The sequence below is a fragment of the Rhizobium sp. P1_C7 genome (assembly GCF_056406295.1).
Map to the genome: position 1 here is coordinate 23064 of NZ_JBFUAL010000010.1, position 26198 is coordinate 49261.

A 26198-nucleotide genomic window follows, 5' to 3' on the forward strand; every position below is an offset into this window, starting at 1 on the left:
CAGCGACCTGACAAACCCGACGATTGGCGTTTATGGCGGGCGCGTAGTGCAGCGTCGAAGAAAGCATCTCGCATCCTATCTTGGGCTGGCTACCAGTCCTACTCCAGTAGAAAGGAGTCGCGGGATCAAGGGACAAGCAAGGCGGGAAGCAAACAGGCGCTTGCATGCTGGTCGAGCTTGCGTTGTGTTGGCTCAACTATCATGCCGGCGACCGGCGACTTTGGAAGAACGCCTCAAAGGTTGCCACTTTGATCCGACCCGGAGGATGAAGCGGCCCTGCCGAGCTCCGGATAGCTGATGCCGGAAAGTCGGCCAAAAATCGCTTGCGACTGAGGCAACTCAAAAATCTCATAAGAGCAAAGAACCAATCGCAAATCTCGAGGCGTTTACGGCCCTGTCTTTTGTCGTAAACGGACGGAGGTTCGGCGTAATCGCGCCGTTGATGACGACCCTTCCTCTCACGTATCGATTCGTCTAATAACACCGGCATGAGCCCACAAAACAGCGCCTTTGACTTCCTCGCACATGACGGCGAACTCGCGCGTCTGATCGCCACCTTCGACTGGGCAAAAACCGCGTTGGGATGCCCCGGATCCTGGCCGCAAAGTCTGCGCACTACGGTTGCGCTCATCCTGCAGTCACCCGTGCCTATCGTCACGCTCTGGGGCGAAGACGGCATCATGATCTATAACGATGCCTACTCTGCTTTCGCAGGCGAGCGCCATCCGCGTCTCCTGGGGTCGAAGGTTCGAGAGGGCTGGGAAGAGATTGCCGACTTTAACGATAACGTCATGCGTGTCGGGCTATCGGGACAAACGCTTCGGTACACTGATCAGGAACTCTCGCTGAACAGATCAGGTGCTCCAGAGCCCGTCTGGATGAACCTTGACTACTCTCCGATCATTGATGAGACCGTCAAGCCGGCGGGCGTCATGGCGATTGTCATCGAGACTACGGCGAAGGTCCACGCCGAACGTGCACTCACCGCTAGCGAGGAGCAGAGCCGGCAGATCATTGATAGCGCGATCGACTACGCGATCATCGCACTCGACCTCGACGGGAGGATTCTGCGATGGAACGAAGGCGCGCATCGCATATTCGGCTGGAAGCAAGAAGAGGTGTCGGGTCTTTATTGGGAGATGCTGTTCACGCCCGAAGAACGCGCCGCCGGTAAACCGCGGGAGGCTATGGATGCGGCCTTGGCGTTGGGTACCGCTCATCATGACCGATGGCACGTGAGAAAGTCTGGCAAAATCTTCTGGGCGAGCGGCGAAATCAGCACTCTGCGGGATAGCGCTGGCAACCCGATCGGACTGGTAAAAGTCCTTCGTGATCAGACCGAGCAGCATAAGGCCTTGCAGGCGCTCGCCGAGGCCGAAGCGAGACTTCGGCGTGCACAAGAAGCGGGAGGCGTCGGGGTATTTTCGGTCGACCTTCAAACGGACATCCTTAGTCCGACACCCGAGTTCTGCAGCATCTACGGGATCGATCAAACGGACGCCATCTCCATTTCGGCGATCGAGAATCTTGTCGTCGAGGAGGATCAGGAGATCGCGTCCAACACAGACACCAGAAAGACGGGTAGCGCGCCACTCACTGTAGAATATCGGATCAGGCGTGCAGACACCGGCCAGAAGAGGGTCGTTGCCCGGCGAGGAGAATTCGAGTTTAGCCCCGATGGGAAGCCGATCCGGTTTGTCGGGGTCGTCCAGGACATCACCGACCGCCGCAAGGCGCAGCGCGAACTGCGAGAGAGCGAACAGCGCTTCCGGGCGCTCGCTCAAGCCATACCAAACCATGTCTGGACCGCAACGTCCGATGGCCTGCTCGATTGGTTCAACGATCGGATTTACGAGTACGCAGGCAGGGAGAGGGGCGAACTCGACGGCGAGGCATGGCTGTCGATAGTTCATCCTGACGATGTTGTCGCCACGGCTGAGGCATGGCGGCGAGCGCTCGACACCGAGGAGACCTATCAGACCGAGTTCAGGCTGCGTCACAGGTCGGGCAAATTTCGTTGGCACATCGTGCGAGCCGTCCCCATCAAGGGCGATGATAGTCGCATTGTTCGTTGGATCGGCACCAACACCGAAGTCGAGGAACTTCGAGCAACCCGAGAGAAGCTTCAGGCCCTCAATCAAACCCTGGAGCAGCGAGTGGCCGAGCGCACGGCCGACCGAGACCGCATGTGGCGGCTTTCGACCGATGTGATGCTTGTGGCTTCCTTTGACGCGATTATCACGGCGACTAATCCGGCTTGGACTTCAGTTTTCGGGTGGAACGACGACGATCTGATCGGGCGGTCCTTTATGGATCGCGTCCATCCTGACGACCAGCATGACACCCTGAACGAGGTTGGAAAGCTCGCTCACGGCGCGACAACACTTTCATTCGAAAACCGCTATCAGTGTAAAGATGCGTCTTACCGGATGATCTCCTGGACGGCCGTTCCCGACGAGAGCTTCATTCATGCGGTCGGTCGCGACGTGACCGAGGAGCGAGAAGCCGCGGCAGCGCTTCGACAGACCGAGCTTGCACTACAGCAGGCTCAGAAGATGGAGGCGATCGGTAACCTGACGGGCGGCGTCGCCCATGACTTCAACAACCTTCTGCAGGTGGTGGCAGGCAATTTGCAGCTCCTTTCAAAGGATGTCGCTGGCAACGCCAATGCTGAACGCCGCATTACGAACGCACTTGCCGGAGTCAATCGGGGATCGAAGCTTGCTTCCCAGCTCCTTGCCTTCGGGCGACGCCAGGCGCTCGATCCAAAGGTTGTCAACGTCGGCCGGCTAATCCGCGGCATGGACGAGATGCTAAGACGCACGATCGGTGAGGGCGTTGAAATCGAGACGATCGTATCGGGCGGCCTTTGGAACTCTCTCATCGACCCCATGCAGATCGAGAACGCGCTACTCAATCTTGCAATTAACGCGCGCGACGCAATGGAAGGATTCGGTAAACTCACCATCGAAGCTGGCAACGCCTACATCGATGACACCTACGCCCGGCTACACGACGACGTCCAGCCGGGGCAGTACGTGGCGCTCTCGGTGACGGATTCCGGGAGCGGCATGTCACCGGAGCTGATGGCGAAGGTCTTCGAACCATTTTTCTCCACCAAGCCTGAGGGCAAGGGCACGGGTCTTGGCCTGTCGATGGTGTACGGCTTCGTCAAGCAGACCGGGGGTCACGTCAAGGTCTATAGCGAACTGGGCCATGGGACGACGGTGAAAATGTATCTGCCTCGGGCGATGCAACAGGAAGACGTGGAAGTCGAGCGGTTTGATGGTCCGGTCGAAGGTGGACAGGAGACGATCCTCGTAGTCGAGGACGACGAAGGCGTTCGTGCGACGGTGGTCGAACTTCTTCATGAGTTGGGCTATCGCGTCCTTAAGGCGCCGGACGCGTCGGCTGCATTGTCGATCGTCGACAGCGGAATAAAGATCGATCTGCTCTTCACCGACGTGGTTATGCCGGGCCAATTGAAGAGTTCTGACCTCGCGAAGAAGGCGAAGGAGCGCGTACCGGACATTGGTGTTCTATTCACCTCTGGCTACACCGAGAATTCGATCGTCCATGGAGGTCGCCTAGATCCCGGCGTTCAGCTTCTCTCAAAACCGTATAGTCGCGAACAGCTTGCCAGAAAGATCCGGCACGTCCTCAACAACCGCCTGCAGGTTGACCTAGCCGGACGCCCGCAGGTGAGTGCGCGGATAACAGCGCCAGCGACAAGCGAAGACCGGTGTCGCGTCCTCCTCGTCGAAGACAACGATCTGATTCGAATGGCGAGCGCTGACATGCTGGCCGAACTCGATTGCAATGTGATGGAAGCGGGGTCCGCTGAGGAAGGGCTGGCGCTGTTGGAACAGGGGGTGGTCGATATCGTCGTGTCCGATCTCGGGCTACCGGGCATGTCGGGAGAAGCCTTCTGCCGTGAGGTTCGCGGCCGCTGGCCTCAGATTGGCATCATTTTTGCGACTGGGATGGACCGCGGTCCTGCACTGCAAGACGATTCCCGAACGGCGCTGTTATCGAAGCCGCACGGGCTCGATGAGTTGCGGACAGCGCTCGAGAAGGTGAGAAAGCCCGGTTAGCTGGAAGCAGGAAGCGTGCAGGAGAGCTCACCTTCATCCTCGCGAGGCGCGCGGCGACTTTCATGCCGCGTGTGCTTTCCTCGCCGCGCTAAGGATAGATAGTGTCACATGCACGGTGGCAGTCGCCGTGAGGATTTTCATTCCGCTTTTCCCGGCTTTGTTCAAGCTCTCACTTGGCTTCGGGTGTGCGTAGCGGGATCGTCATTTTGGAAACAGAAATGTCAGCGCCACCCGGAAGCCCAGTCCATTTGGGCCGTTGTCCGGCGCATCGGCCCAATATCGGATGCCCGCCGTCAGGCTGATCGGCTGCTTGTTGATCGTGATTAGCTTCGCAACCGTGAAGTTGATCGGTACGGACCAGTCCTGCGTTTCCCAGTCGTAGGTGGATTCGATCTGTTGTCGGAACACATCGACGTCGACGTCGGGTGCCGCCAGCATGACGTTCTTGAATTTCTCGGGCAGGCGGCCGTTGCGGATCGCCATCTGACGCAAGGATTCAAGCGCCAGCCAATTACCCATCGAATGCGCGAGGATGGACACCTCCTTGACGTCGGAGTCCTTCGCGAGAAACTGAAACAGCGTTTCCAGCGCGTTGCGGGTAAAGTTCGTGCTCTCACGATCATAGCCATAGGCAAGCAGGCTGCCGCGCGATGGCCACGTCACGAGTATGGGCGCGCTGTGGACGCCGGAATCGTGAACGATCTGCGCGAAGCGGTAGACCGAGTCCTCGAAACGGTTATTGAAACCGTGAATGAACACAAGGACGCTCCGGTCAGGACTCTTCCTGACAGTCGCGCTCAACCAGCGTTTGGCTTGACATCGATATTGTCCGCCTTCAACGTCGCGAAGTCGGTGGCGGGATTGGAGGGAAGCCGTTTCGGCCAGGCGACCTCGCCCTCCTTGCGGACGCTGCTTGGGGGGATGGACACGGTCATATCGGCGAATGCCGGGGCCAGTGCACGTTCGCCGTTGAACATCTCCCCTGGAATGGTCGAGCGGTTCCGGGTCGTCGTGATCAGCATGTCAACCTTGGCCGCCTTAGGGGACGTTTCCGCGACAGGTATCAGCACACCCTTTGGATGGCCCCCACATCCGGAAAGCGTTATCATCACTCCACTTACGACAACCCAACCTATCCGGCTCATTGGAGCCGATGCCCACCCAAAAATACTAACGCCCGCCACTATTGCCCTCATACAAAGTCCCGAAACATCGGGTACATTCGGTGGAAATCATGTCCCAGCGGCCTCCTATCGAGGCTGAAGAGTGGTCGAGGAATCCGTCGGAAGCAGCATGGTGGACTGCACCTCGTCGACGGCAGGCAATCCCGCCTTTCGAAGATCCGCAATCATCCGAGGGCGATCTGCAGGTCGAAAATTGCGCCCCTTGAGCTCGGCGACGACATTTGGAATGAAATCGGGACGCATCTCGTTGAACAGCGCCGCCTCGCGGCGGGCGTCTTCGACCATGCCGGCGTCGGCATAGATGACCGCGGCGACTGCACGGTAGAGCGGAAACTTCTGCAAATCCGACACTTTGATCTCGATGATCGCGGTCTGGGTGTCGTGGAGCATGTAGGCAGCAAGGGCCCGCATTCCGTGATAGAAGCCCGCCCCACCGGGATCGAGGGCCAGCGCCCGATCCAGAATCTCTGCTCCGCGTTGCCATTGCCCGCTCATCGCGACACGGCTCCCAAACTCTCCGAGCAGCTCCGTGTCGTTCGGATTCGTTGCTAGCGCCTTTTCGCCGACATCAAGGTCTTCCGGGACCTAATTGCTGAAGTACAACGCAGTCATCAGAGCCTGCTTGGCACGGGTATTGGCCGGATCCTGTTGAACTGCACGGCGAGCTGCCTGGAGGCTGCGTTCAGCTCGACAAGGGCCTCGACGAGGCGCAGGCGCAGGGATGGACGGTCGTCAGCATGAAGGACGACTGGAAGACCATTTACTTGAACGAGAAGAAGTAGCCTCGTCTGGCAGGCGGGGATCCGAACGCCGGTCCCCGAAGTTAGCGCCGACCGGGAAACTGCGCAATCTTGGATGCCGCCAAGACTGCCTCAATCTCCTTGCTGAGGGAGTTGACGAGTTCCGTGATCTCGGCGTACCGCTCGTCGCGTTCGGGTGCCGACGAGCGCTCCCAATCCTGCATCAGGACACTTGCCAACGAGAAATCATGGCAAAGTTCATGGAAGCTTTCGTTTTCGCGGGCGAGCTCGTCGATCACCTTGGCGCTCGCTGGAAATGCCTGTTTTACAAGCCCGGTATCGTATATCATCCATCCCACCCCCAAGACGGCCGTCGCGCTTCGACATCGATGCCCTACGGACCATGCATGATGATCCAGAACCCCGCGGACGCAATGTAGGTTACTGTATGAACTGGTAGGACTCGTTCTTCCAGGCCGCATTGCCCGTCACTTCAGGCTCGATTCGCGCATCTGAGCCCGACGTGACTGGTGGACGTGTCCTCCGGCTCGGCGTGGCGGGCGGCCGGACGTTATCGACGGCAGACGTTCGGCGCACAAAGATGTGATTCACCCTTGAGCACACGCCTTGGAATGTGGATTTCCGGCTGGCGCAGCTGGGGGAGGCGCTGTCGGGCGCTGGCCTGGCTGTCGCCCCGGTTGCGGGTATCGCCTTGTTTCCCCTGGGTGTCATGGCATGGTCGGGAAGGGAGATCTCGGGAAGAGGCCCGGCTCTTGCGGGCATGCTGACCTACAATGTCCTGGCGGCCATCTACCTGGCGGTGGTGTTCGTTCAAGGCGTCCTGGTCGGTAAATTTCTGCTGCCTGCCGTCGTGCTGCATTCGGTGTTGGGCTGTTGCTTCTGACCTCAGTCGCTTGAGGCGAGGCTACCATCTCACTCTAATATTCGACCAGACGCGAATCTGTCGGGTTTGCCCAGCGGGTATTCGGTACAGTCGAAAACCAGCCCGGCCGGGCCGGGTCTCGGTCATAGAGATAGCCGCCGAGCGATTTGTAGAGTTCCGCATAGGTCCCGAGTTTCTCACGGTCGAGCTCGACGCCGAGGCCAGGCCCTGTGGGAACAGCGATCTTGCCATTCACATATTTCATCGGCCCGCCGACGATGATGTCATCGACAAGCTGGTGATAGTGCGCATCCGCTGTGAAGACGAGGTTTGGAAGCACAGCACCGAGATGAAGCATTGTCGCAAGCTGGATGCCGAGTTCGCCGGAGGAATGAACGGCGATACCGAGCTGGAACGTCTCGCAGACCGCCGCCGCCTTGACGCACGCCCGGATGCCGCCCCAGAAGGTCGTATCGAGCAAGATCACGTCGCAGGAAGGGCTCAAGACATTGGTCGCGAGCTGCTCGAAATTGACGACGACTGTATTGGTCGCAAGCGGCATATGGGTATTTTCGCGCACCCGCCGCATGCCGTTGAGCCCCCATGTCGGATCTTCGAAATAGTCGTTGTTGAGGTCTTCGATGCCCTTGGCAAAGCGGATCGCTTCCTCGACGGTGAAAGCGGCGTTCGGATCGTAGCGCACACTGTCGGTGCCGACCGCCTTGGCGAGCGCACGATAGACTTCCAGCTCGTAGTCGGGCGGAAACACCCCGCTCTTCAATTTGTGCGCGGTAAAACCGTGCGTCTTCTTCAGGCTCAATGCCTGTTCGATCAGTTGATCGGCCGTGCGAATTTCGCCGGCGCCCGTGGCCTTGTTCGGCAGCCGGAAGAAAAGGTAGCTGGCGAAGCCGATCTCGTCGCGCATCTTGCCGCCCAAGATGTCGTAGGCTGGAATACCAAGAAACTTACCGATGATATCGATACAGGCGAATTCAATGGCCGCGTGCATCTGGGTGCGATTGTTATAGAGGCTGGCCGTCGGGTTGCAGATCTTGAAGCGTAGCTGCTCCAGCTCGAACGGATCATGGCCGACAAGGTAGGATTTGAGAGCGGCGAAAGCGGCCTCGGCGCTCTCGCCCCCGCCGCCCATCTCGCCAAGGCCGATGATGCCGACATCCGTCTCGACCTCGACAATGGTGCGCACGAAACGGCCCCAATGGGCACCGTTGGAATGGCGAAGCGGCGCTTCGAGCGGCACCGTTACGGTGGTGGCGCGAATATCGGTGATGATAGGCCGCTTCATGTCTGGTCTCCTTTGAGAATGCTCATTCGGGAAGCACGATTCCAAGCTTGGCCATCGTGCCGCCGTCGATCTTGATATCTGCGCCAGTGATAAATCGCGCCTGGTCGCTGGCCAGGAAGGCGACGAGGTCGGCAATCTCGGAGGCCTTGCCGACACGCCCGAGCGGGTGACCTTTGCCCCAGAGCGCAATCATCTCGTCCTGGCTGCGATCGCCCTTCCACTGGTCTGCCGCCCAGCGGAGCATCGGCGTATCGACCGAGGCGGGGCAAACGGCGTTGACGGTAATATTGTCGGCCGCATGGTCGAGGGCCATGGCCCGAACCAGCGCATTGATCGCACCCTTGCTGGCGGTGTAGGCCGCTACTCCGGCCTGCGACGCAAAGGCCTGAACGGATGAGATAGCGACGATCGCACCGCCACCACGCTTTTTCATCTCCGGTATGGCAAAGCGGGAGGCGAGATAGATGCCCTTGAGATTGACGTCGAAGACATCATCCCAGACATCCTCCGGCGTATCAACCACCGTGCCGTAACGCTGGATGCCGGCGCAGCACGCGAGAATGTCGAGGCCTCCATGCCGTGCGACGGCTTCTGAAACAGCCCGTTCCATATCAGCGGCCGAGCGAACGTCACCCACAAGTCCAAAGGCATTTGCCCCGATTGCAGCTACGGTCTCGGCAACCGATGCGGCATCATTCGAGACCACCAGAACCTTGCCGCCGCCTTCGGCAAAACGCACGGAACATGCCCGGCCCATGCCGAGACTACCGCCGGTGACGACGATGCTCTTGCCCGAAAACTCCATTGAACCGCTCCCCGCCATGGACATCCCCCTAACTAACATTCTACCATACTAGTAAGTCAATCGACTTTCGGCATTTTCGTCAACCAGCGAATTTCGGCTCGGGAATGCCGAGCCCGGCGTCGGCGACCGCAATAAGACTGCCTTCCGCCGGGTGGGCGGCCAGATGATGCGGCGTCATGGTAAAGCGCGCTGAGGTCACGTAGAGTGTCGTCAGATCAGGCCCGCCAAAGGTGCAACTCGTCGGCCAGGAAACGGGAAGCTCGATAAGGGCGAGCAGTTCGCCTTGTGATGTAAAGCGGGCAACCGAGGCGCCGCCAACGACACGGCAATTCCAGAGCGTATCATCAGCATCCATGCAGGAACCATCAGGTAGCCCTCGCCCGAACGCTTTGACCATCGTCCGGCGATCGGAAAGGCGCTTTGCCTGCGGATCGTAGCCAAAGGAATAGATCTCGTTCTCCAGTGTGTCGGCGAAGAGGAAGCGGTTGTCTGTCGTCCAGCCCATGGTGTTGGTGATCCCGTATTCGCGCGGAGTGAGCTGCATCACCGTGCCGTGCGCATCGATACGATAGATCGCGCCGGACTTGCCGGTCATGTCGCGTGGTGAGCCGTCGGGATGGAGATTGTTCTCCATGGTGGAGACCCAGAAGGATCCGTCAGGGGCAACGCGTCCCTCGTTCAGCCTGTTGTCGGGCAAATCGGGCTCGGGAATGACGAAGGGCTCGAAGGCGCCGCCCGGACGCCAGAAGCAGACCTCCCTGGAGAGGCCGACAATAAAGCCACCCTTTGCCCGCAGGCCGATCGACGTCGGAAAATCGGGGGCTGGCCACGCGTCGTGCTGACTGCTTTCCGGTTCCAGCCGGTGAATGCGCCTTCCGCCGATATCGACCCAATACAACGCCTGTTCCTGCGCTGCCCAGATAATGCTTTCACCGACAATATCCTGTGCGGCGAACTGAATACTCGTCTGCATGACCCCTCCCAAGGCGTCGAATAATTGCGGTTGACAATAGCCGAGCCTCATCATAAATCAAGGATATGCCAAACCTATATGATAGGTAGGAGTTAAGCTTGATAGATTTGATGCCTGGTGCTGGTGACGGGTCGCTCGATAAATCGGCAGGCGAGGGGCTTCTGGGCGGCGTGATGAATGCCGTGAAGCTCTATATTCGCGAGCACGGCCTGCAGGTCGGCGATGAGCTGCCAAGCGAGGGGGCGTTTGCCGAGCAGACCGGCGTCTCCCGCACCATTGTCCGCGAAGCCTACCGATCGCTGGCGGCGCTGACCCTGATCGATATCGGCAATGGCCGCCGGGCGCGGGTGGCCGCGCCGAAAGCGGATGTGCTGGCAATGATCACAGACCATGCCGTTCACACCGACCAGGCGACGATCCAGCAGATTTTCGACGTTCGCCGCACGATCGAGCGCAGGACGGTGGCGCTCGCAGCGCTGCGGCGCACCGACAAGGAGGCGGCGGAGATCATCGGCCTTGTCGATGCGATGCAGCGCGACTTCGCCGATCCGCAAAAGGTGATGGAGCATGACATCGCCTTCCACGAGGCGATCGGCATCGCATCGCGTAATCCGATGTTTGCCCTACTCGTGGGGTCCTTCCACCTCTTGACGCGCCACACCTGGCCGATCGGGTGGGCGAGCCGCGGCAGCAACGAAACGCGGCAGGAAAGTATCGACGGACACATGATCATCGCCCAGGCGATCGCAAACGGTGATCCGGCAAAGGGCGAGCAGGCCATGGTTGACCATTTTGATTTGACGGTGAAGGCGCTTCTGGCGGCCGGGGTGTATTGATCAATGAAAATTACGGCATTTGAAACCGTCCGCGTCCACGAATTCCCAAACATCCTCTGGGTCCGGATCCACACCGACGAGGGGCTTGTGGGTCTCGGCGAAACATTCTTCATGGCTCAGACGGTCGAGGCCTACATCCACGAGGTTGTTGCCCCGAAACTTCTGGGCCGTGATCCACTGGAAATCGACCGGATTTCCAAGGACCTGACCGGTTATCTCGGCTTCCGCTCGACCGGCGCTGAGATGCGCGGGAATTCGGCCGTTGATATCGGCCTTTGGGATCTGTTCGGCAAGTCCACCAACCTGCCCATCGCCCAACTGCTCGGCGGCTTTTCGCGCCGCGAGATCCGTACCTACAACACCTGCGCCGGCAACACCTATATGCGCGACGCCAAGGGACAGCAGACCGCAAATTACGGCATCGGCGGTCCACGAAAGGACTATGACGATCTCAACGGGTTTCTGGAGCGGGCTGACGAGCTTGCCGAGGACCTTCTTGCCGAGGGCATCACTGCCATGAAAATCTGGCCGTTCGATATCGCGGCAGAGAAATCCGGCGGGCAGTACATTTCCGGCCCGGACTTGCGCCAGGCGCTCGAACCTTTCGAGAAGATCCGCAAGCGCGTAGGCGATCGCATCGACATCATGGTCGAATTTCATTCCATGTGGCAATTGATGCCGGCCATTCAAATTGCCCGAGCGCTCGAACCCTATTCAACGTTCTGGCACGAGGATCCGATCAAGATGGATTCGCTCTCGAGCCTGAAGCGCTATGCTGCCGCCAGCCGGGCGCCGCTGTGCGCGTCGGAGACGCTCGCCACACGCTGGGCCTTCCGTGATCTCCTGGAAACGGATTCCGCCGGTGTCGTCATGCTCGATCTGTCGTGGTGCGGCGGCATATCGGAGGCGAAAAAGATCGCCACGATGGCCGAGGCCTGGCATTTGCCCGTGGCTCCGCATGACTGCACCGGACCCGTGGTGCTTTCCGCCTCGACCCATCTGTCGCTGAACGTGCCCAACGCGCTCGTTCAGGAGAGCGTGCGGGCCTATTACAAGACCTGGTACGCCGATCTCACCAACCAGCTTCCAACCGTGACGAACGGGATGATCACCGTCCCGCCCGGTCCCGGCCATGGTGTTGATCTTGCACCCGATCTCGATCGCAAATTCACCGTCAGCCGCCGGGTATCGAAGCCTGACGCCTGAGGGCAGCATTGGTGCTCTTGACTTGTATGGTAGTATGCTAGTAGCTTTTGAAGCAGATTGAACGAAGGGGAGGGCTGAGGATGGACAACGCAAAGCCGCTTCGGGTTCTGTCGGCGACAGAAGCCGTTGGGCCCCAAGTTTATCGCATTTTGCGGGAGCAGATCATCCAGGCCGAGCTGTTACCGGGAGAGCGGATTTCCGAATCGGAGATCGCCAAGACCCTGTCGATCAGCCGTCAGCCGGTTCGCGAGGCTTTCATCAAACTGTCGGAAGAAGGTCTCGTTCAGGTCCTTCCGCAGCGCGGCACCTATGTCACCAAGATTTCCACGGCCTCGGTCATGGATGTCCGCTTTGTTCGCGAAGCAATCGAAGCCGACATTGTCCGTCACGTTGCCGCAGATCATGCGGCTGGGACCATCACAGAACTGCGCAGCCAGATCAGCCGGCAAAAACAGGTGCGGCAGAACGATCGTGCCGCGTTTCTGCGGCTCGATGAACTGTTTCATCATACGCTCGCCAACACCGCCGGCAAGGCCTACGCCTGGAGCGTCATCGAAAGCGTCAAGGCGCAGATGGACCGCGTCCGGTTCCTCAGCGTCGATGACATGCAAATCGGCCGTCTGATCGAACAGCACGAGCGGATCGTCGATGCCATCGCAGCCGGCGACGTCGCGCAAGCCGAGGATGCCGTGCGCACGCACCTGCGCGAAATCTTGAAATCGCTGCCGGAGATTGCCCGGTCACGGGCCGAATTTTTCGATGCGCCGGAGTGATCGGCGCCAGCAAACCAGTTTGATGTCACAACGGGAGGAGAAACATCATGATCCGGAAATTGATAGCAGGCACAGCCCTCGGGCTGACAATGATGGCGTCCGGCGCAAGCGCCGAGGGCCTCAACATCGCGTTCATCAGCCATTCGTCGGCCTCCAACACCTTCTGGCAGTCGGTCAAGAAGGGTTATGACGATGCCTGTGAAAAGGTTGGAGCCAATTGCCAATTGATACTTACCCAGACGGAGGGCTCCGTCGAGCAGGCAGTCGCCAATCTGCAGGCGGCGATCGCTTCCAAGCCGGATGCGATTTTCGTCGCGATCGTCGACAACAAGGCCTATGACGCTGTCATCCAGGAGGCGGTCGATGCCGGTATTCTGGTGCTGGCGGTCAATGTCGATGACAGCGAAGGTGCCAAGGGCAATGCGCGCAAGGCCTTCATCGGTCAGGGCTTTACCGCCGCGGGCTATTCGCTCGCAAAGGCACAGTCGGAGAACTTCCCGAAGGAAGGGCCGCTGAACCTGCTCGTCGGCGTCAATGCTCCGGGTCAGACCTGGTCTGAGCAGCGCGCCGGTGGCGTGACGAAATTCCTTGAGGAATACAAGGCCGAACATAAGGATCGGGAAATCAACATCACGCGTATCGATGCAGCGACGGACCTTGCCTTGACGGCGGACCGCATCGGTTCCTATCTGAACGCCAACCCCAACACCACGGCCTATTTCGACACCGGTTACTGGCATGCCGGTGTTGCCAAGGTGCTGAAGGACCGCGGGATCGAGCCGGGTAAAGTCCTCCTCGGCGGCTTTGACCTTGTGCCGGAAGTGCTCCAGCAGATGCAAGCCGGTTATGTGCAGGTGCAGGTCGACCAACAGCCTTACATGCAAGGGTTCATGCCGGTCATGGAAACCTACCTCTACAAGACCGCCGGCCTGACGCCGTCCGACATCGACACCGGGCAGGGCATTGTCACGGCCAAGGACGTGCCGACTATTCTAGACATGGCGAAGAAGGGTCTGCGCTGATTTCCGATTGTCTTTTGAAACCAGCGACTTGTCTCCCCGGAGACAAGTCGCTGAACGATGAGTAGCAGCCCATGAAGCGGTTTTTGAAAATCTATCTGGACAAGCCGGAACTCGCCGGCCTCGCCCTTCTGATTATCCTGATGGCTATCTTCCAGGTCAAATCGAACGGCATCCTTCTGTCATTCGAGAACGTCCGCGGCATCATGGGCCTGTTGCCCGAAATGGCGCTGGTTGCAATTGGCGTTACCATCCTGATGATTTGCGGCGAGTTCGATCTTTCGGTCGGCTCGGTTTTCGCGCTGATGCCGATGACGATGGCGGTTGCCCTCACGTCCGGTGTACCGTTTACCGCAGCAGTGCTCATGGGTTTGCTTCTGTGCGCCCTGATCGGCTTTATCAACGGCTACATCACCCTGCAGTTCACCATTCCGAGTTTTATCACAACGCTCGGCATGCTCTTCATTGCCCGCTCGCTGACCATCGTCATTTCCGGCGGATTCCCGCCCTTGCTTCCCGATGATCTGCCGACCTGGCTGTTCACCGACTATATTTGGCAGGGTGCCATTGTCCGCATGTCCTTCATCTGGTTCCTGGCAATTGCGGTGCTTGCCGCCGGCCTGCTGTCGCTGACGAATTTCGGCAACTGGATCCGCGCCACCGGCGGTTTCAACGAAGCGGCGGCGTCGATGGGTATCCCAGTCAAACGCGTCAAGATCATCTGCTTCATGCTGTGCTCGGTCCTCGCGGGCTTTGCCGGCCTGTTGCAGGTGCTGCGTCTCGGTTCGCCGCTTCCCTCAATCGGGGAGGGACTGGAGCTTCAGGCCGTTGCCGCAGCGGTCATCGGCGGTACGTCGCTTGCGGGCGGTATAGGTACCGTGTTTGGCGCGGTCATCGGCACCCTCTTGATCCGCACCATCGACAACGGCCTTGTTCTGTCGCGCGTCGATGCCAACTGGTTCAAGTTCGCAATTGGCTTGCTCACCATGTTCGCCGTCATTGCCAATGCCTGGATGGGCAAGATGTCCCGCAAGATCAAGGTGGAGGCGCACAAGTGACAGTCCCGATCATTGAATGCCGCAACCTGCAGAAATGGTACAGCGGTGTCCACGCCCTGAAGAACATCAACCTGACGATCAACCCCGGAGAATCGGTTGGCCTCGTCGGCGACAACGGCGCCGGCAAGTCGACGTTGATCAAGATCCTCTCGGGCGTCCATCATCAGGATTCGGGCGACATCCTCATCGAGGGAAAGAAGGTCGAGATCCGCAATCCGAAAGAGGCCATGCGCCACGGGCTTGAGACCATCTACCAGTACAATTCCATGGTCCCGACCATGTCGATCGCCCGCAATCTTTTTATCGGCCGCGAGCCGATAAAATGGTCTATCGGCGGCTTCGGCATCATGGACCAGAAGCGTATGCGTGATGAAAGCGTCCAGGCCATCGCCGATGTCGATCTGCATCTGCGTTCACCGGACGCCTTGGTCGGCGAGCTTTCTGGCGGGCAGCGGCAGGGCGTCGCGATTGCCCGTGCCATGCATTTCAAGTCGAAGGTGCTGATCCTCGACGAACCGACCAACCATCTTTCGGTCAAGGAGACCAACAAGGTGATCGGCTTCGTGCGCGGCCTGAAGGCACAGGGTCTCACCGGCATCTTCATCTCGCACAATATGCAGCACGTATTCCAATCCTGCGACCGCATTGTTGCCATGGCGCGCGGCGAGATCGTGTTTGACCGGCCGACCGCGGCAACGTCGATCGATGAAGTCCACGAACTTCTGTGAGGTAGATATGACCGACCTGTCTGGGAAAACCGTACTGTTGACCGGCGCTTTGGGGACCCTCGGCCGCGCCCAGGCCGACCGTCTTGCCCGCAGCGGCACGACGCTGCTGCTGCTCGATCGGCCGGGTGCCGAGAGTGGGGAAGCCTTCGCAGCACAGATCGCCGCCATCCATGGCGTCAGGGCAATCTATGTCGGCGAGGACCTGAACAAGCTCGCATCCGCCGAAAAGCGGGTGGCTGAGCTGTCGGCGACCACCGGCGGCATCGATATCCTGATCAACAATGCCGCGCTGATCATCAACAAGCCGTTCGAAGAATTCTCGCTGGAGGAATACGAGGACCAGGTTCGGGTCAATTCTTCCGCAGCCTTCGCGCTGACCCGCGCTGTGGCACCGGCGATGAAAGAGAAGGGCTATGGCAAGATCGTCAACTTCTGCTCGCTCACGCTCAACGGGCGCTGGGATGGTTATGTGCCTTATGTCGCCTCGAAAGGGGCGATGCTCGGTTTGACAAAGGCATTGGCGCGAGAACTCGGACCGCATGGCATCCGCGTCAATGCCGTCTCGCCGGGTGCCGTCGTTTCCGAGGCTGAGGAGCGCGTCTTCGCCGACCGGCTGCAGCAATACAATGACTGGATCATCGAAAGCCAGTCGTTGAAAGCGCGTATCCAACCGGCCCACGTCGCCGATCTCGTGCATTTCCTCGTCTCACCGGCATCCGACATGATTTCCGGCCAGAACATCGCCATCGACGGCGGCTGGTGATGGCGGCGATCAGCCTTTCCAATGGCAAGGCGCGGATCACCATCCGCTCCGACCTCGGCGCGGGCCTCAGCTGTTATGACGTCTTTGACGGCGCGGCGTGGCAACCGATCCTGCGGACCGCCGATCCGGCAACGCAGCATCCCTTCCATCTGTCCAACATCCTGCTGGTTCCTTTTTCCGGGCGGGTTTCGGGCGGCGGCTTCACGTTCGACGGAACGTTCCACCCGATCGCCCGCAACATCGAAACGGAGAAATATCCGATCCACGGCAGCGGTTTCTCCGCAGGCTGGACCGTCGATGAACAGGCAGATGACCGTGTCACCCTGTCGCTTTCGGCAAACGGCCCCGGCCCGTTTCGCTATGATGCAGTCATGACGTATCGATTGGACGGCCTGGCGCTGGCGATGGAGCTTGCAATCAGCAACCGCGCGCGTATCCGTCTGCCTTTCGGCGCCGGTTTTCACCCGTGGTTCGTGCGAGACACCGAGACGTTTCTGACGGCTTCCGCAGACGGCATCTGGCTGGAGGAGGTCGATCACCTCCCGGATGTGTTCGAGCCTGTATCAAACCACGCGGATATGGACTTCAACGCGCGCTGCCATTTGCCGGAGCGCTGGATCAACAACTGGTTCAGCGGCTGGAACAGGACCGCCCGGATCGAGTGGCCTGCGCGCGGCCTTGCCGCGGAGATCGATGCCAGTGAAGAGCTCGATCAATATGTCGTTTTCTCCCCCTCCGCGACAGCCGATTTCTTCTGCTTCGAGCCCGTCACCCATCCCGTCGATGCATTCAATCTGCCCGAGGGACCCCGGGCGCACGGGATGAAAGTGCTGAACCCGTCCGAGACATTGAGCGTCACGACCAATATAACGCCCTCCTTTGTCAAAGCCTACCAAGCCGACGCTTAGGGGGCAGTACAAGGAGTTCAAAGTCCTGCGCGTTTCTTCGGCAGTGGTGTGAGCAGTCTTCTGGCGGCTTTGGTATAGCGACGTTTGAACGACCGCGTCGAGAACAAAGAACAAGCCATCCTGGTTGACGGCGCCACAGCGAGCATTTCCGGTCATTGATGCGCTCGGCAACTTCATCGAGATGCCAAGGTCGTCCTTCGAAGCCGGCTTACGTCGGCTCCGGGGGCATAGATGCTCAGCAGCCCTCCGGAGGTTCGTCCGCCCGGCGTCTTCGCTTGCATGGCCGACGCGCACCGATGAGGCGCGCCGGACGATGGAGGAGGGGACGGCTGCGGACAGCCGGGGCTTTCATTCCGCCGGTCGCGCGACGCCGACAACATCCGAGGGAGATCGCTTGCCCGAGAGGCTGCTCTGTCCAAGGGTCACGATTACGACGGTCATCAGGCTGGCTGCTACAGATACCCAGAAGCCGTTGGTGGCGCCGAAACTGTCGACCACCCAACCAGAAACAAAAGCGCCGAGCGCCATCCCGATGCCGATCCCGGTCATGACCCAGGTAACACCTTCCGTCAGCATAGATTCCGGTACGCGCCGCTCGATCAGGCTGAAGGCGGTGATAAAGGTCGGCGAGATTGCGACGCCGCTGACGAAGATGGCGAAAGCGAGCAAGGGAACCGATGTACCGGCGATGAGAAGCGGGAGGGACGTTAGAGCGAGGACGCTGACGGCGACGAGCAGCTGGCGCGGGAGTGGCATTTTGGGGTTGAGCGCCCCAAGGATCAAGCCGACGACGAATGAGCCGACTGCATAGACGCCGATGACGAGGCTGGCGGCGCTCGGCTGCCCGAGCTCTTTGGTGATTGCGACAGCACTCACTTCAGCCGTGGCAAAAGTCGAGCCTACGAAGATCAGGGCCATTGTGATGATCTGAACCGGACGCAACCAGATCGCAGAGCGTTGCGGAATATTTGATGCAGAGGCGTGGACCGCGGGTTCCGTCGACCGCTGCAGGAGAAAGGCGATCGTTCCAAGAGCCAGGAAGGCTGTACTGATGACCATCCCTGCTTCCGGAAAGAGCGAGACGGCGAGGCCGACGGAAAGCGAAGCACCCGCGATGTAGACGAGCTCGTCGGCCGCAGATTCGAACGCAAAGGCTGTATTCAACTCTGGCCGGTCGCGGAAGATTTCCGTCCAGCGAGCGCGCACCATCGCCGGCATGCTGGGCATGGCCGCCGCCAGGACGGCGGAGGCGAACAGCGCCCAGTCAGGCCAGCCATGGTTTGCGGCGGCGATGAGAGCGATAAATGCGATCACAGACAGGAGCGTGGTTGGCCCGACAACGGCCCGTTGACCGCGCCGGTCAACGAGGCGCGATATTTGTGGCGAGACGAAAGCGTTGGTCAGCGCGAACGTCGCCGAAACGGCACCGGCAAGCCAATACTCCCCACGGGTCTGAGAAAGCATGGCGACGATCCCGATGGGGGCCATTGCAATGGGCAGGCGGGCGAAGAAGCCGGCAGCCGAAAAGCCTTTGGCACCTGGCGCCCGAAAGATTTCACTGTACGGATTGGACATCGGACTGTTCCTTGATTGGACGTCTCCGCCATGCACATACGCGGCGTATGCCAATGAATAATTGCATACGCCACGTATGTCAATTAGTATACGCGACGTATGCAAAAGTGGAGAACATGATGCGCAAGCCGCGCAGTGAGATGATTGCGGAGACGCGGGCGAAACTGCTGGCGGCGGGCCGCAAGGCTTATGGGACCGTTGGCTATGCCGAGGCGTCAATGGACGACTTCACGGCATCAGCCGGCCTCACGCGCGGCGCGCTCTATCACCACTTCGGCGACAAGAAGGGGTTGTTGGAGGCAGTCATAAGCGAAATCGATGCGGAAATGGCAGCACGTCTTTGCGCGATCTCATCCAAGGCGCCGACGCGGTGGCAGGGCTTCATCGACGAGAATGTCGGTTACGTCCAGATGGCGCTCGAACCGGAGATTCAGCGTATAATGTTTCGTGACGGGCCTGCCGTCCTTGGCGACCCTTCCGGATGGCCAAGTGCCAACGGCTGCATCGCCGCGGTCGCGCGAAGCCTGGGCAGCCTCCGGGACGAGGGCACTATCGTCGACATTGATCCAGAAGCTGGCGCCCGCCTGGTCAATGCGGCGAGCAGCAGCGCCGCACAGTGGATTGCCAATTCGGCGAACCCGCAAGCAACGTCTAAGCGAGTGGTCGAGACGTTCCGGACATTTCTCGAAGGGCTTCGCATCAAGCAGGACTAGCTTGCGCTGCCACCTCGGTCGCAACCAGTCTGCTCTCAGCGCAAGTTGATGCGCGAAAAGAAAGCGCGACCGCGAAAGCGGGGAAACAAGACAACCGCATCTCCAGGTGCCGAATTCCTGGCGGCAGTCTTCCCGCCCGATGCTCAGCTTTGATCAAGGCCGGGCAGAACTCGTGGACGTGCGATGCGCGCGCGTCATACTACAAGGGCGATCTCGGTTGTCGCCGCGGGGAAGGCGCCGGTTTTCCTGATCACGCAGGCCGAGGAATGCGCAACGTCCGGGCACCAGATGCTTGAAGTAAGTGTGACACCTGAGATTGTCCAACTGAACGAGGAATATCTGCCCGAAAACGAAGCGAAGATTTCGATCTTCGATCATGAGTTCGTCTTTGCAGACGCCGTCTACGACGTTACACCTCGGTGGTCGACGGAAGCGCTTGACTTCGAAGACACGTCGCTCACCCCGCCGAAGACATGCGTTTGCGCAGTCATACGATTGTTTTCGATCGATCTGAACGCTTCGCGCGCCCTGTCAACTGGAACTAACCACTTCGCGTCCCCATCTCTGCAAGACGCAGATGAGGAGTAAACCCAGATGGAAAACCGGAAGGAGTTGAGAGAGTACACCCTCAAGATCGAGATCATCCCGCCGCCGAGATGCTCCCGATCGCGCTTGCCTGTGACCTGCTCATGCTGCCGAAAACAGGTGGAGCCGTCCGAGCAGGAGGCAATGGAGTACGGCATCTGCGAGGAGTGTATCAGACGCCCCTAGAAGGAGTGGGTGCTAGCGCGCCTGTCGATTGCGGCATGGACACTGCGCGGCCCACGGCCGAAATTAATTCATCCGGGCCGCACGGTTTTGTGAGCCAGAGACCGCGCCCGAAAGCTGGCTCCTCGTCGATGAGAGACCCTGATTCACCCGAGTATACGACAAATGGAACGCCACGGGCGACGAGATGCCTTACCGCCGCAACGCAAATCCCGTCGTTCAATCGCGGGTCGATAACGGCAACATGAGGTGTTGCTTCAAGAAGCCAACTTTCGGCGTCCCTGCAAGTTGATACGGTATGGATGTCGCTTAGGCCTGCACCGTTCAGAACTTCCTCGACGTCTAACGCGATGAAGGGCTCGTCCTCGAGCAGCAACAGCGTAATCGGCTTCAAATCGGTCGGTTTCTTCATCCCACTCTCCCTAGGATGCGCGACTGTAACGCTGAGATGGTCGGCTTTGCATAGAATAGTCCGCGTGCCATGAACCACAGGTGAACCGCGTTTGGCCGCTCAGCCCGGGGTCAATGAGCATTGGGCCGCGTGGGGCCGAGTATCATTCGATCAACCCCCAGAGCTGTCGGCAGGTTCAGCTTGCTCGAAACGCTCCTTCGTCGAGTGTACAGCCGAACCGATGGCCAACTGATGTTCAACAATCTCGGTCCTGAGCGGCCCTTCACGAAAAACCCTTGTTGACGCTGGAGAATCTGAATCAGACCTCTTTGAGCTTCATCGGGCCATCGAGGCTTCCGATCAGCGTCGCACTCGCTTCATTCAAGCCCTCAACTTTTGCGACAATGCCATGGGCCTTGAAGCGCTCAACGACCCTATCGAGCGCAGCAACGGCGGTAATGTCCCAGAAATGAGCCCGTGATACATCGATCAGTACCGTCATACCTGTTGCTCCTTCGATATCGAATGCCTCGACGAAGACATCGGCCGAGGCGAAGAACACCTGGCCCGAAACCCGATACGTCGCCCGATCCTCGCCAACACTGATCTGGGTTTCCACCTGCAAAAGCCGGGCAACCTTGAAGCTGAAGAACACGCCACTCAGAAGAACGCCTACGGTGACCCCCAGAGCAAGATTGGAACTGAACACCGTGACGATAACGGTCACGACCATGACGGCGCTCGACATCTTCGGGTGGACCACCATGGTCTTCAATGACGACCAATCGAAAGTATCGATGGAGACCATCACCATGATGGCAACGAGTGCCGCGACGGGAACCTGAGAAACCCACGGCTTCAGAAGAACCATGAGGACGAGCAGGAACGCACCAGCGAACAGAGTGGAAAGTCGGCCACGTCCGCCGTATTTCACGTTGCTGACGGTCTGGCCGATCATACCGCAGCCTGCGATCCCGCCAAAAAGGCTCGCGGCGGTGTTGGCGATGCCAAGACCAGTGCACTCCCTGTTTTTTGAGCTCGGGGTGCCTGTGAGATCGTCAACAACGCTGGCCGTCATCATGGATTCCAGTAGCCCAACCATGGCGATGGCAAGCGCCGGTCCGGCGATGATCATCAGGGTTTCCAGTGTAAGGGGAACGGCGGGCCAGCCGAAGACTGGAAGGGATTCTGGTAGCTTGCCGAGATCGGCGATCGTCAGCACTGGAAGCTGCAAGGAAATCGAGGCAGCGGTGAGAACGAGAATGCAGATCAAGGGCGACGGTATGGCAGTGGTGATCCTAGGCACAAGGTAGATGACCGCAAGCCCTGCCGCCAGCATACCGTAAGCAAGCCAGTCACCTCCGATTATGTGCGGTAGCTGGGCTGCGAAGATGAGAATTGCGAGTGCGTTGACGAAGCCCGTTCGCACAGATTTCGAAACGAAACGCATCAGGACACCGAGACGGAGAAGTCCAAACGTGATCTGAAACACACCCGCCAACAAGCCGGCTGCAAACAGATAAGCAAGCCCATATGTATGGACCAAGGGCGCCGCGACGAGGGCAACCGACCCGGCAGCCGCCGATATCATTGCGGGACGGCCGCCTGTGAACGCGATCACGATACCGATGATGAAGGATGCGAACAGGCCGACTTGAGGATCTACGCCCGCGACGAAGGAAAACGCGATAACCTCGGGGATCAGCGCAAAGGTCGCGACAGCTCCGGCGAGCATTTCGCGCATGGGATTGGCTGACCAATCCCGACGGATGGAAGAAAATTGCATTTGAAGAATTCTCGCAAAGCATGGCGAACGCGCTCTCTGATAGGCGGTCGACTGAATGGCATGCAGGTTTTGCGTGGTCTGGCGGATCGGCGGCCAGAAGAGCCACCCGGAGTTACACCGGGTCCGTGGTGAGTGAATTTGTAATACTGCAATTTTTCTGCATTGCAATATGAAATAGCAATGGCGGCTCATGGCGCCATCCCGCCACGGCCTCGATGCTCGATGCTCGATGCTCGAAGCTCCCTGTCTTCCTCCCTTGCCGTCCTCATCGACGGGGACAACGCTTCGGCGTCGATGGTCTGGTCGAAGAGATCGCGAAGATCGCAGAAGCGAGTGTCCGGCGGATCTGTGGCGACTTCCCAAGTTCCCGTTCGTCTCGACCCGCTACAGCCTATTCGCGCCCTCATCAGCGCTCTCATCCCCAAGGACGCTGATCAGCGCCTCGACGAAGAGGTCGTTTTCTTCGGCCAATCCGATACTGACGCGGACGAAGCTTTCATAGCCCCGTTGCTTCCAGGGCTTGACGATCACGCCCTGCTTCAACAGCCTTTCGGCGATGGCGGTTCCGTTTTGTCGCGTGTCGATGAACAGGAAATTACCTTTGGAGGGGGCGACGCGCAGTCCTTGAGCGAGCAGCTTATCCCTCACGCGGACGCGCTCGTTTGAAGCCAGAGCAACCGTTTCGCGCAAATGTGCGGCGTCGCCAAAGACGAGGAGAGCGGCCGCCTGCGCAATCGCATTGGTGTTGAAGGGGGTGCGGGCACGATCGAGGAACGAGCGCAATTCTGCGTTGCTCACAATGCCGTAGCCGATACGAAGGCCGGCGAGACCGTAAGCCTTGGAGAAGGTGCGCAAAACGACCCACGGTTTGCCTGAGGCTTCAAGGAGCGGAACGGCGGAAGGATAATCGTCCCCCAACGCGTATTCCGCATAGGCTTCGTCAACGACGATCAGGGTGGCGTCGTCGGTCGCCTCGATGACCTGTGCGAGTTCCCTCGAGGAGAGCCAGCTACCGACCGGGTTCGACGGGTTGGAAAAGATCACCATCCTCGCTGGTTTGGCCACGGCCGCAAGCAGAGCCTGCGTATCGATGGTCAAATCCTGTCGAAGATCGACGCGCTCAACCTTGGCGCCCATCAGCGTGGCATAGTCTTCGTGAAGCGGGAAGGAAGGATAGAGCGTCACGACGCGATCATCTGGGCGAAGGACCGTTCGGGCGATGACGGCGATCAGGTCCTCCGAGCCATTGCCCAGGATGATGCGGCTGTCGGCGACGCCGAAACCTGACGCCAGCACCTGCGAAAGTTCACGCCCGGCAGGGTCAGGATAGAGGCGAAAAAGTTCTCTGTTGTCTGCAAGCAAGCTCGCGATCCTGGGCGAGGGGCCAAGTGGGTTCTCGTTCGATCCAAGTTTGACGATGCGCGCCGGACTGTAGCGTTCCTTGACCTCTGCGACCGTAAGGCCGGCATTGTAGGGCGAAAGGCTTTTTACTTCGGCACGAACCAGCGACCCGGATTTCGGCATGCGCATCACTCTCCACTTCAGCTGAGAGCGAGCATAGGGGGCGCCCGTCCATTTGTACAGATATGTATAGACATCTAGTTTCAAAAGTGCTGTTGTTGCCGTGTTCATCAGGTTTGACGGGGAGTCGTTGTCGCAATGGAAGTCGCTGCCCTCTTTGATCTTTCCGGCCGCAAGGCGCTCGTGACGGGTGCAAGCCGCGGAATAGGCCAGGCTATTGCGGAAGCCCTAGCCAGCGCGGGCGCCGACGTGGCGGTGACCGCGCGCGATGCTCGCTCGCTCGAAGAAACCTGTCAGCGGATCGCCAGCGCCGGGAAAACAGCGTTGCCGTTTTCGTTGGACGTCCGGGATACCGGTGCTTGCGCCTCAGTGATCGCACAGGCGAGTGAGGTGCTCGGTGGTCTCGATATTCTCGTCAATAATGCCGGCTATGAGGAAATCCGGCCCTCGATCGATGTCGATGAAACGCTCTGGGACCAGATCGTTTCCACCAATCTCAAGGGTGCTTTCTTCTGTGCGCAGGCAGCTGCACGCCAGATGTCTGCGCAAGACCGGGCGGGAGCGATCGTCAATCTCTGCTCGCTCACCTCCTATGTGGGAGTGCCGACCGCCGTGCCTTACGGTTCCTCCAAGTCGGGACTGCTGGGCATGACCAAGGCACTTGCCGCCGAATGGGCGTCTCTCGGCATCCGGGTGAACGCGATCGCGCCTGGCTATTTCCGCACGGCGATGACCGATGTATTTTACGAGGATCCGGCATGGCAGCAGGCGATGCTTGCCAAAATTCCCCAACGCCGGTTTGGCATGCTGGAAGACATCGCCGGCGCGGTGGTCTTTCTCGCGAGCGACGCGTCGATCTACGTGACGGGACACTGCATCCCGGTCGATGGTGGCTACCTCGCATCGATCTGATGTACTGACGCAGTGCATGCGAGATTAAAAAATAGGCATACGATTCGGGTGCACAAAAAATATTGACAGCAATGTATGTAGATGTATAGGCAACATGCATTGCTGATCGGCGCCAGGCCGATCGTGAGAGGACGCCATGCAGCATACAGCCAGGAATTCCAGCGCGATCGTTGTCTCAGTCAAGGACGTCAACATGGTCTATGACGGTTTTCATGCCGTCAGAGCAGCTTCGTTCGACCTTCCCGCGGGAAAATTCCTGACCATTCTCGGTCCTTCCGGTTCCGGAAAGACGACGCTTTTGCGGTTGATCGCGGGCTTCCAGGCGCCAACGAGCGGTGAAATCGTGATCAATGGCAAGGCGGTGAGTGCGGTACCTGCGCACAAGCGTTCCATCGGCATGGTTTTCCAGAAGCTTGCGCTGTTCCCCCACATGACGGCCGCCGAAAACGTCGCCTTTCCGCTGAAGATGCGCCGGCGAGACGCACGAACCATTCCGGAGCGCGTCGAAAGGTATCTCGACCTCGTCAAGCTCGGCGGCTTTGGTGGCCGGCGCATTCACGAGCTGTCCGGGGGGCAGCAGCAGCGCGTAGCAATCGCCCGGGCTCTGGTCTTCGAACCGGATCTCCTGCTGCTCGATGAGCCGCTGGCTGCACTCGACCGCAAGCTTCGCGAGGAAATGCAGCTCGAGTTCCGCCGCATCCAGCGGGAACTTGGCGTTACGACCATCAACGTCACGCACGACCAGCGGGAGGCGCTCGTGGTTTCCGACGAAATCATCGTCATGGACAATGGCGAAATCCAGCAGAAGGCGCAGCCGGCCCGCACCTATCGCAACCCGCAAAACGCTTTCGTCGCGAATTTTATCGGCGTCACCAACTTCATCTCGGGTGCCGTCCGCACGGTAGCCGATGGCGGTGCCGTACTGGTTCAGGGGACAACCGAAATCGCCGGCGTGGTCGGAGACGCGCGCAATCCGCCGCGCGCCGGCGAGACGGCATCCGGCGCGATCCGTGCTGAGCAGATCCGTCTTGCCGCCAGCGCTGCGTCCCTGGCCGGGTTGGAAACCGTGCTCGAAGGCGCGGTCAGCGATGCGATCTTCGAGGGCGAGCGTATCGTCTACGAAGTGCGCGTGCCGGCGCTTGGCGGAGAGACGCTGAGAGTGTTCGACCACGACCCGATCGACCACGTCCAGCACGAGCCAGGCGCGGCCGTCAGCCTCGGCTGGAACAGCCGCGATGTCCTTGTTTTCAATAATTAAG

22 protein-coding genes, 4 pseudogenes and 1 other annotated feature are annotated in these 26198 nt (G+C 59.4%); of the genes and pseudogenes, 15 read left to right on the forward strand and 11 right to left on the reverse strand.

Annotation, left to right across the window (positions count from 1 at the left end; translation table 11 throughout):
- Positions 1–488 precede the first annotated feature (488 nt).
- Positions 489–4094 carry a hybrid sensor histidine kinase/response regulator gene (locus tag AC1D2R_RS16955; protein WP_477968598.1) on the forward strand — a complete coding sequence of 1202 codons (3606 nt, stop codon included), beginning with the start codon at positions 489–491 and terminating at the stop codon, positions 4092–4094.
- A gap of 390 nt (positions 4095–4484) precedes the next feature.
- Here AC1D2R_RS16955 and AC1D2R_RS16960 read toward each other — a convergent pair.
- The 4 genes and pseudogenes from AC1D2R_RS16960 to AC1D2R_RS16975 all read right to left on the reverse strand — a co-directional run.
- Positions 4485–5239: pseudogene (locus tag AC1D2R_RS16960) on the reverse strand (alpha/beta hydrolase); the annotation flags it as partial.
- Positions 5240–5344: 105 nt separating this feature from the next.
- Positions 5345–5962 (reverse strand): annotated as a pseudogene (locus AC1D2R_RS16965) (tetratricopeptide repeat protein); the annotation flags it as partial.
- 139 nt (positions 5963–6101) lie between these two features.
- On the reverse strand, positions 6102–6368 hold the full coding sequence (locus tag AC1D2R_RS16970; RefSeq protein WP_477968600.1) for a hypothetical protein: 267 nt from the start codon (positions 6366–6368) through the stop codon (positions 6102–6104).
- Between the two features lie 143 nt (positions 6369–6511).
- Positions 6512–6670 (reverse strand): annotated as a pseudogene (locus AC1D2R_RS16975) (SUMF1/EgtB/PvdO family nonheme iron enzyme); the annotation flags it as partial.
- On the opposite strand from AC1D2R_RS16975, the gene AC1D2R_RS16980 reads away from it, so the two are divergent.
- Complete coding sequence (locus AC1D2R_RS16980; RefSeq protein WP_477968984.1) at positions 6653–6922, forward strand: hypothetical protein; 270 nt, start codon at positions 6653–6655, stop codon at positions 6920–6922. The pseudogene AC1D2R_RS16975 and the gene AC1D2R_RS16980 overlap by 18 nt on opposite strands.
- 34 nt (positions 6923–6956) lie before the next feature.
- Here the strand turns inward: AC1D2R_RS16980 and AC1D2R_RS16985 are convergent, their stop codons facing one another.
- From AC1D2R_RS16985 to AC1D2R_RS16995, 3 genes are all read right to left on the reverse strand, one after another.
- Positions 6957–8204 carry an enolase C-terminal domain-like protein gene (locus tag AC1D2R_RS16985; protein ID WP_477968602.1) on the reverse strand — a complete coding sequence of 416 codons (1248 nt, stop codon included), beginning with the start codon at positions 8202–8204 and terminating at the stop codon, positions 6957–6959.
- Positions 8205–8226: 22 nt separating this feature from the next.
- Entirely contained in the window at positions 8227–9009 is a 783-nt protein-coding gene (locus tag AC1D2R_RS16990) for an SDR family NAD(P)-dependent oxidoreductase (protein WP_477968604.1), read from the reverse strand.
- A gap of 79 nt (positions 9010–9088) precedes the next feature.
- On the reverse strand, positions 9089–9982 hold the full coding sequence (locus AC1D2R_RS16995; protein WP_477968606.1) for an SMP-30/gluconolactonase/LRE family protein: 894 nt from the start codon (positions 9980–9982) through the stop codon (positions 9089–9091).
- A 173-nt stretch (positions 9983–10155) separates the two neighbouring features.
- On the opposite strand from AC1D2R_RS16995, the gene AC1D2R_RS17000 reads away from it, so the two are divergent.
- The 8 genes from AC1D2R_RS17000 to AC1D2R_RS17035 all read left to right on the forward strand — a co-directional run bounded on the left by AC1D2R_RS17000 (position 10156) and on the right by AC1D2R_RS17035 (position 17273).
- A complete protein-coding gene (locus tag AC1D2R_RS17000; protein ID WP_477968970.1) occupies positions 10156–10818 on the forward strand; it encodes a FadR/GntR family transcriptional regulator in 663 nt (220 codons plus the stop codon).
- 3 nt (positions 10819–10821) lie between these two features.
- The gene (locus tag AC1D2R_RS17005; RefSeq protein ID WP_477968608.1) at positions 10822–12024 is read left to right on the forward strand and encodes a mandelate racemase/muconate lactonizing enzyme family protein; all 1203 of its coding nucleotides are present in this window, start codon (positions 10822–10824) and stop codon (positions 12022–12024) included.
- An 80-nt stretch (positions 12025–12104) separates the two neighbouring features.
- Complete coding sequence (locus tag AC1D2R_RS17010) at positions 12105–12797, forward strand: GntR family transcriptional regulator (RefSeq protein WP_477968610.1); 693 nt, start codon at positions 12105–12107, stop codon at positions 12795–12797.
- 47 nt (positions 12798–12844) lie between these two features.
- Positions 12845–13819 (forward strand): substrate-binding domain-containing protein, encoded by a 975-nt coding sequence (locus AC1D2R_RS17015; protein WP_477968612.1) that lies wholly within the window; start codon positions 12845–12847, stop codon positions 13817–13819.
- 71 nt (positions 13820–13890) lie between these two features.
- Positions 13891–14874, forward strand: a complete 984-nt coding sequence (locus tag AC1D2R_RS17020) for an ABC transporter permease (RefSeq protein WP_477968614.1) — start codon at positions 13891–13893, stop codon at positions 14872–14874.
- A complete protein-coding gene (locus AC1D2R_RS17025) occupies positions 14871–15602 on the forward strand; it encodes an ATP-binding cassette domain-containing protein (protein ID WP_307235309.1) in 732 nt (243 codons plus the stop codon). Before AC1D2R_RS17020 ends, AC1D2R_RS17025 begins: the two co-directional genes overlap by 4 nt.
- A 7-nt stretch (positions 15603–15609) precedes the next feature.
- Complete coding sequence (locus AC1D2R_RS17030; RefSeq protein ID WP_477968617.1) at positions 15610–16365, forward strand: SDR family oxidoreductase; 756 nt, start codon at positions 15610–15612, stop codon at positions 16363–16365.
- A complete protein-coding gene (locus AC1D2R_RS17035) occupies positions 16365–17273 on the forward strand; it encodes an aldose 1-epimerase (RefSeq protein WP_477968618.1) in 909 nt (302 codons plus the stop codon). Before AC1D2R_RS17030 ends, AC1D2R_RS17035 begins: the two co-directional genes overlap by 1 nt.
- A gap of 348 nt (positions 17274–17621) precedes the next feature.
- Here the strand turns inward: AC1D2R_RS17035 and AC1D2R_RS17040 are convergent, their stop codons facing one another.
- Entirely contained in the window at positions 17622–18848 is a 1227-nt protein-coding gene (locus AC1D2R_RS17040) for an MFS transporter (RefSeq protein WP_477968620.1), read from the reverse strand.
- A gap of 119 nt (positions 18849–18967) precedes the next feature.
- Here AC1D2R_RS17040 and AC1D2R_RS17045 point away from each other — a divergent pair, with 119 nt between their 5' ends.
- Positions 18968–19561: a TetR/AcrR family transcriptional regulator gene (locus AC1D2R_RS17045; RefSeq protein WP_477968622.1), complete on the forward strand. Its 594-nt coding sequence runs from the start codon at positions 18968–18970 to the stop codon at positions 19559–19561.
- A gap of 183 nt (positions 19562–19744) precedes the next feature.
- Positions 19745–20149, forward strand: a complete 405-nt coding sequence (locus AC1D2R_RS17050; RefSeq protein ID WP_477968624.1) for a hypothetical protein — start codon at positions 19745–19747, stop codon at positions 20147–20149.
- Positions 20150–20318: 169 nt separating this feature from the next.
- On the opposite strand, the gene AC1D2R_RS17055 is transcribed toward AC1D2R_RS17050, so the two are convergent.
- Both AC1D2R_RS17055 and AC1D2R_RS17060 read right to left on the reverse strand, forming a co-directional pair.
- Positions 20319–20741: a response regulator gene (locus AC1D2R_RS17055; protein WP_477968626.1), complete on the reverse strand. Its 423-nt coding sequence runs from the start codon at positions 20739–20741 to the stop codon at positions 20319–20321.
- A gap of 298 nt (positions 20742–21039) precedes the next feature.
- Entirely contained in the window at positions 21040–22506 is a 1467-nt protein-coding gene (locus AC1D2R_RS17060) for a SulP family inorganic anion transporter (protein ID WP_477968628.1), read from the reverse strand.
- A 72-nt stretch (positions 22507–22578) separates the two neighbouring features.
- Positions 22579–22634: a sequence feature (sul1 is cis-regulatory element that is thought to sense ions involved in sulfur or methionine metabolism; They are found in Alphaproteobacteria), on the reverse strand.
- Positions 22635–22728: 94 nt separating this feature from the next.
- Between AC1D2R_RS17060 and AC1D2R_RS17065 the strand changes: the two are divergent.
- A pseudogene (locus tag AC1D2R_RS17065) lies at positions 22729–22907 on the forward strand (NYN domain-containing protein); the annotation flags it as partial.
- On the opposite strand, the gene AC1D2R_RS17070 reads toward AC1D2R_RS17065, so the two are convergent.
- Positions 22891–24030: a histidinol-phosphate transaminase gene (locus tag AC1D2R_RS17070; protein ID WP_477968630.1), complete on the reverse strand. Its 1140-nt coding sequence runs from the start codon at positions 24028–24030 to the stop codon at positions 22891–22893. The pseudogene AC1D2R_RS17065 and the gene AC1D2R_RS17070 overlap by 17 nt on opposite strands.
- Positions 24031–24165: 135 nt before the next feature.
- Between AC1D2R_RS17070 and AC1D2R_RS17075 the strand changes: the two genes are divergently transcribed.
- Positions 24166–24939: an SDR family NAD(P)-dependent oxidoreductase gene (locus AC1D2R_RS17075; RefSeq protein ID WP_477968632.1), complete on the forward strand. Its 774-nt coding sequence runs from the start codon at positions 24166–24168 to the stop codon at positions 24937–24939.
- A 136-nt stretch (positions 24940–25075) separates the two neighbouring features.
- Entirely contained in the window at positions 25076–26197 is a 1122-nt protein-coding gene (locus AC1D2R_RS17080) for an ABC transporter ATP-binding protein (RefSeq protein ID WP_477968634.1), read from the forward strand.
- The last annotated feature ends 1 nt before the right edge of the window (position 26198 follow it).

Excerpts from the sequence above, each read along its gene's own strand:
- AC1D2R_RS17080 (WP_477968634.1), top strand. The coding sequence starts at position 25,076 with ATGCAGCATACAGCCAGGAATTCCAGCGCGATCGTTGTCTCAGTCAAG.
- AC1D2R_RS17050 (WP_477968624.1), top strand. The coding sequence starts at position 19,745 with ATGCGCGCGCGTCATACTACAAGGGCGATCTCGGTTGTCGCCGCGGGG.
- AC1D2R_RS17035 (WP_477968618.1), top strand. The coding sequence starts at position 16,365 with ATGGCGGCGATCAGCCTTTCCAATGGCAAGGCGCGGATCACCATCCGC.
- AC1D2R_RS17070 (WP_477968630.1), bottom strand. The coding sequence starts at position 24,030 with ATGCCGAAATCCGGGTCGCTGGTTCGTGCCGAAGTAAAAAGCCTTTCG.
- AC1D2R_RS17055 (WP_477968626.1), bottom strand. The coding sequence starts at position 20,741 with ATGAAGAAACCGACCGATTTGAAGCCGATTACGCTGTTGCTGCTCGAG.
- AC1D2R_RS17000 (WP_477968970.1), top strand. The coding sequence starts at position 10,156 with ATGAATGCCGTGAAGCTCTATATTCGCGAGCACGGCCTGCAGGTCGGC.
- AC1D2R_RS17030 (WP_477968617.1), top strand. The coding sequence starts at position 15,610 with ATGACCGACCTGTCTGGGAAAACCGTACTGTTGACCGGCGCTTTGGGG.
- AC1D2R_RS16995 (WP_477968606.1), bottom strand. The coding sequence starts at position 9,982 with ATGCAGACGAGTATTCAGTTCGCCGCACAGGATATTGTCGGTGAAAGC.
- AC1D2R_RS16985 (WP_477968602.1), bottom strand. The coding sequence starts at position 8,204 with ATGAAGCGGCCTATCATCACCGATATTCGCGCCACCACCGTAACGGTG.
- AC1D2R_RS17005 (WP_477968608.1), top strand. The coding sequence starts at position 10,822 with ATGAAAATTACGGCATTTGAAACCGTCCGCGTCCACGAATTCCCAAAC.
- AC1D2R_RS16955 (WP_477968598.1), top strand. The coding sequence starts at position 489 with ATGAGCCCACAAAACAGCGCCTTTGACTTCCTCGCACATGACGGCGAA.
- AC1D2R_RS17075 (WP_477968632.1), top strand. The coding sequence starts at position 24,166 with ATGGAAGTCGCTGCCCTCTTTGATCTTTCCGGCCGCAAGGCGCTCGTG.
- AC1D2R_RS16990 (WP_477968604.1), bottom strand. The coding sequence starts at position 9,009 with ATGGAGTTTTCGGGCAAGAGCATCGTCGTCACCGGCGGTAGTCTCGGC.
- AC1D2R_RS17040 (WP_477968620.1), bottom strand. The coding sequence starts at position 18,848 with ATGTCCAATCCGTACAGTGAAATCTTTCGGGCGCCAGGTGCCAAAGGC.
- AC1D2R_RS17045 (WP_477968622.1), top strand. The coding sequence starts at position 18,968 with ATGCGCAAGCCGCGCAGTGAGATGATTGCGGAGACGCGGGCGAAACTG.
- AC1D2R_RS16970 (WP_477968600.1), bottom strand. The coding sequence starts at position 6,368 with ATGATATACGATACCGGGCTTGTAAAACAGGCATTTCCAGCGAGCGCC.
- AC1D2R_RS17020 (WP_477968614.1), top strand. The coding sequence starts at position 13,891 with ATGAAGCGGTTTTTGAAAATCTATCTGGACAAGCCGGAACTCGCCGGC.
- AC1D2R_RS17010 (WP_477968610.1), top strand. The coding sequence starts at position 12,105 with ATGGACAACGCAAAGCCGCTTCGGGTTCTGTCGGCGACAGAAGCCGTT.
- AC1D2R_RS17060 (WP_477968628.1), bottom strand. The coding sequence starts at position 22,506 with ATGCAATTTTCTTCCATCCGTCGGGATTGGTCAGCCAATCCCATGCGC.
- AC1D2R_RS17015 (WP_477968612.1), top strand. The coding sequence starts at position 12,845 with ATGATCCGGAAATTGATAGCAGGCACAGCCCTCGGGCTGACAATGATG.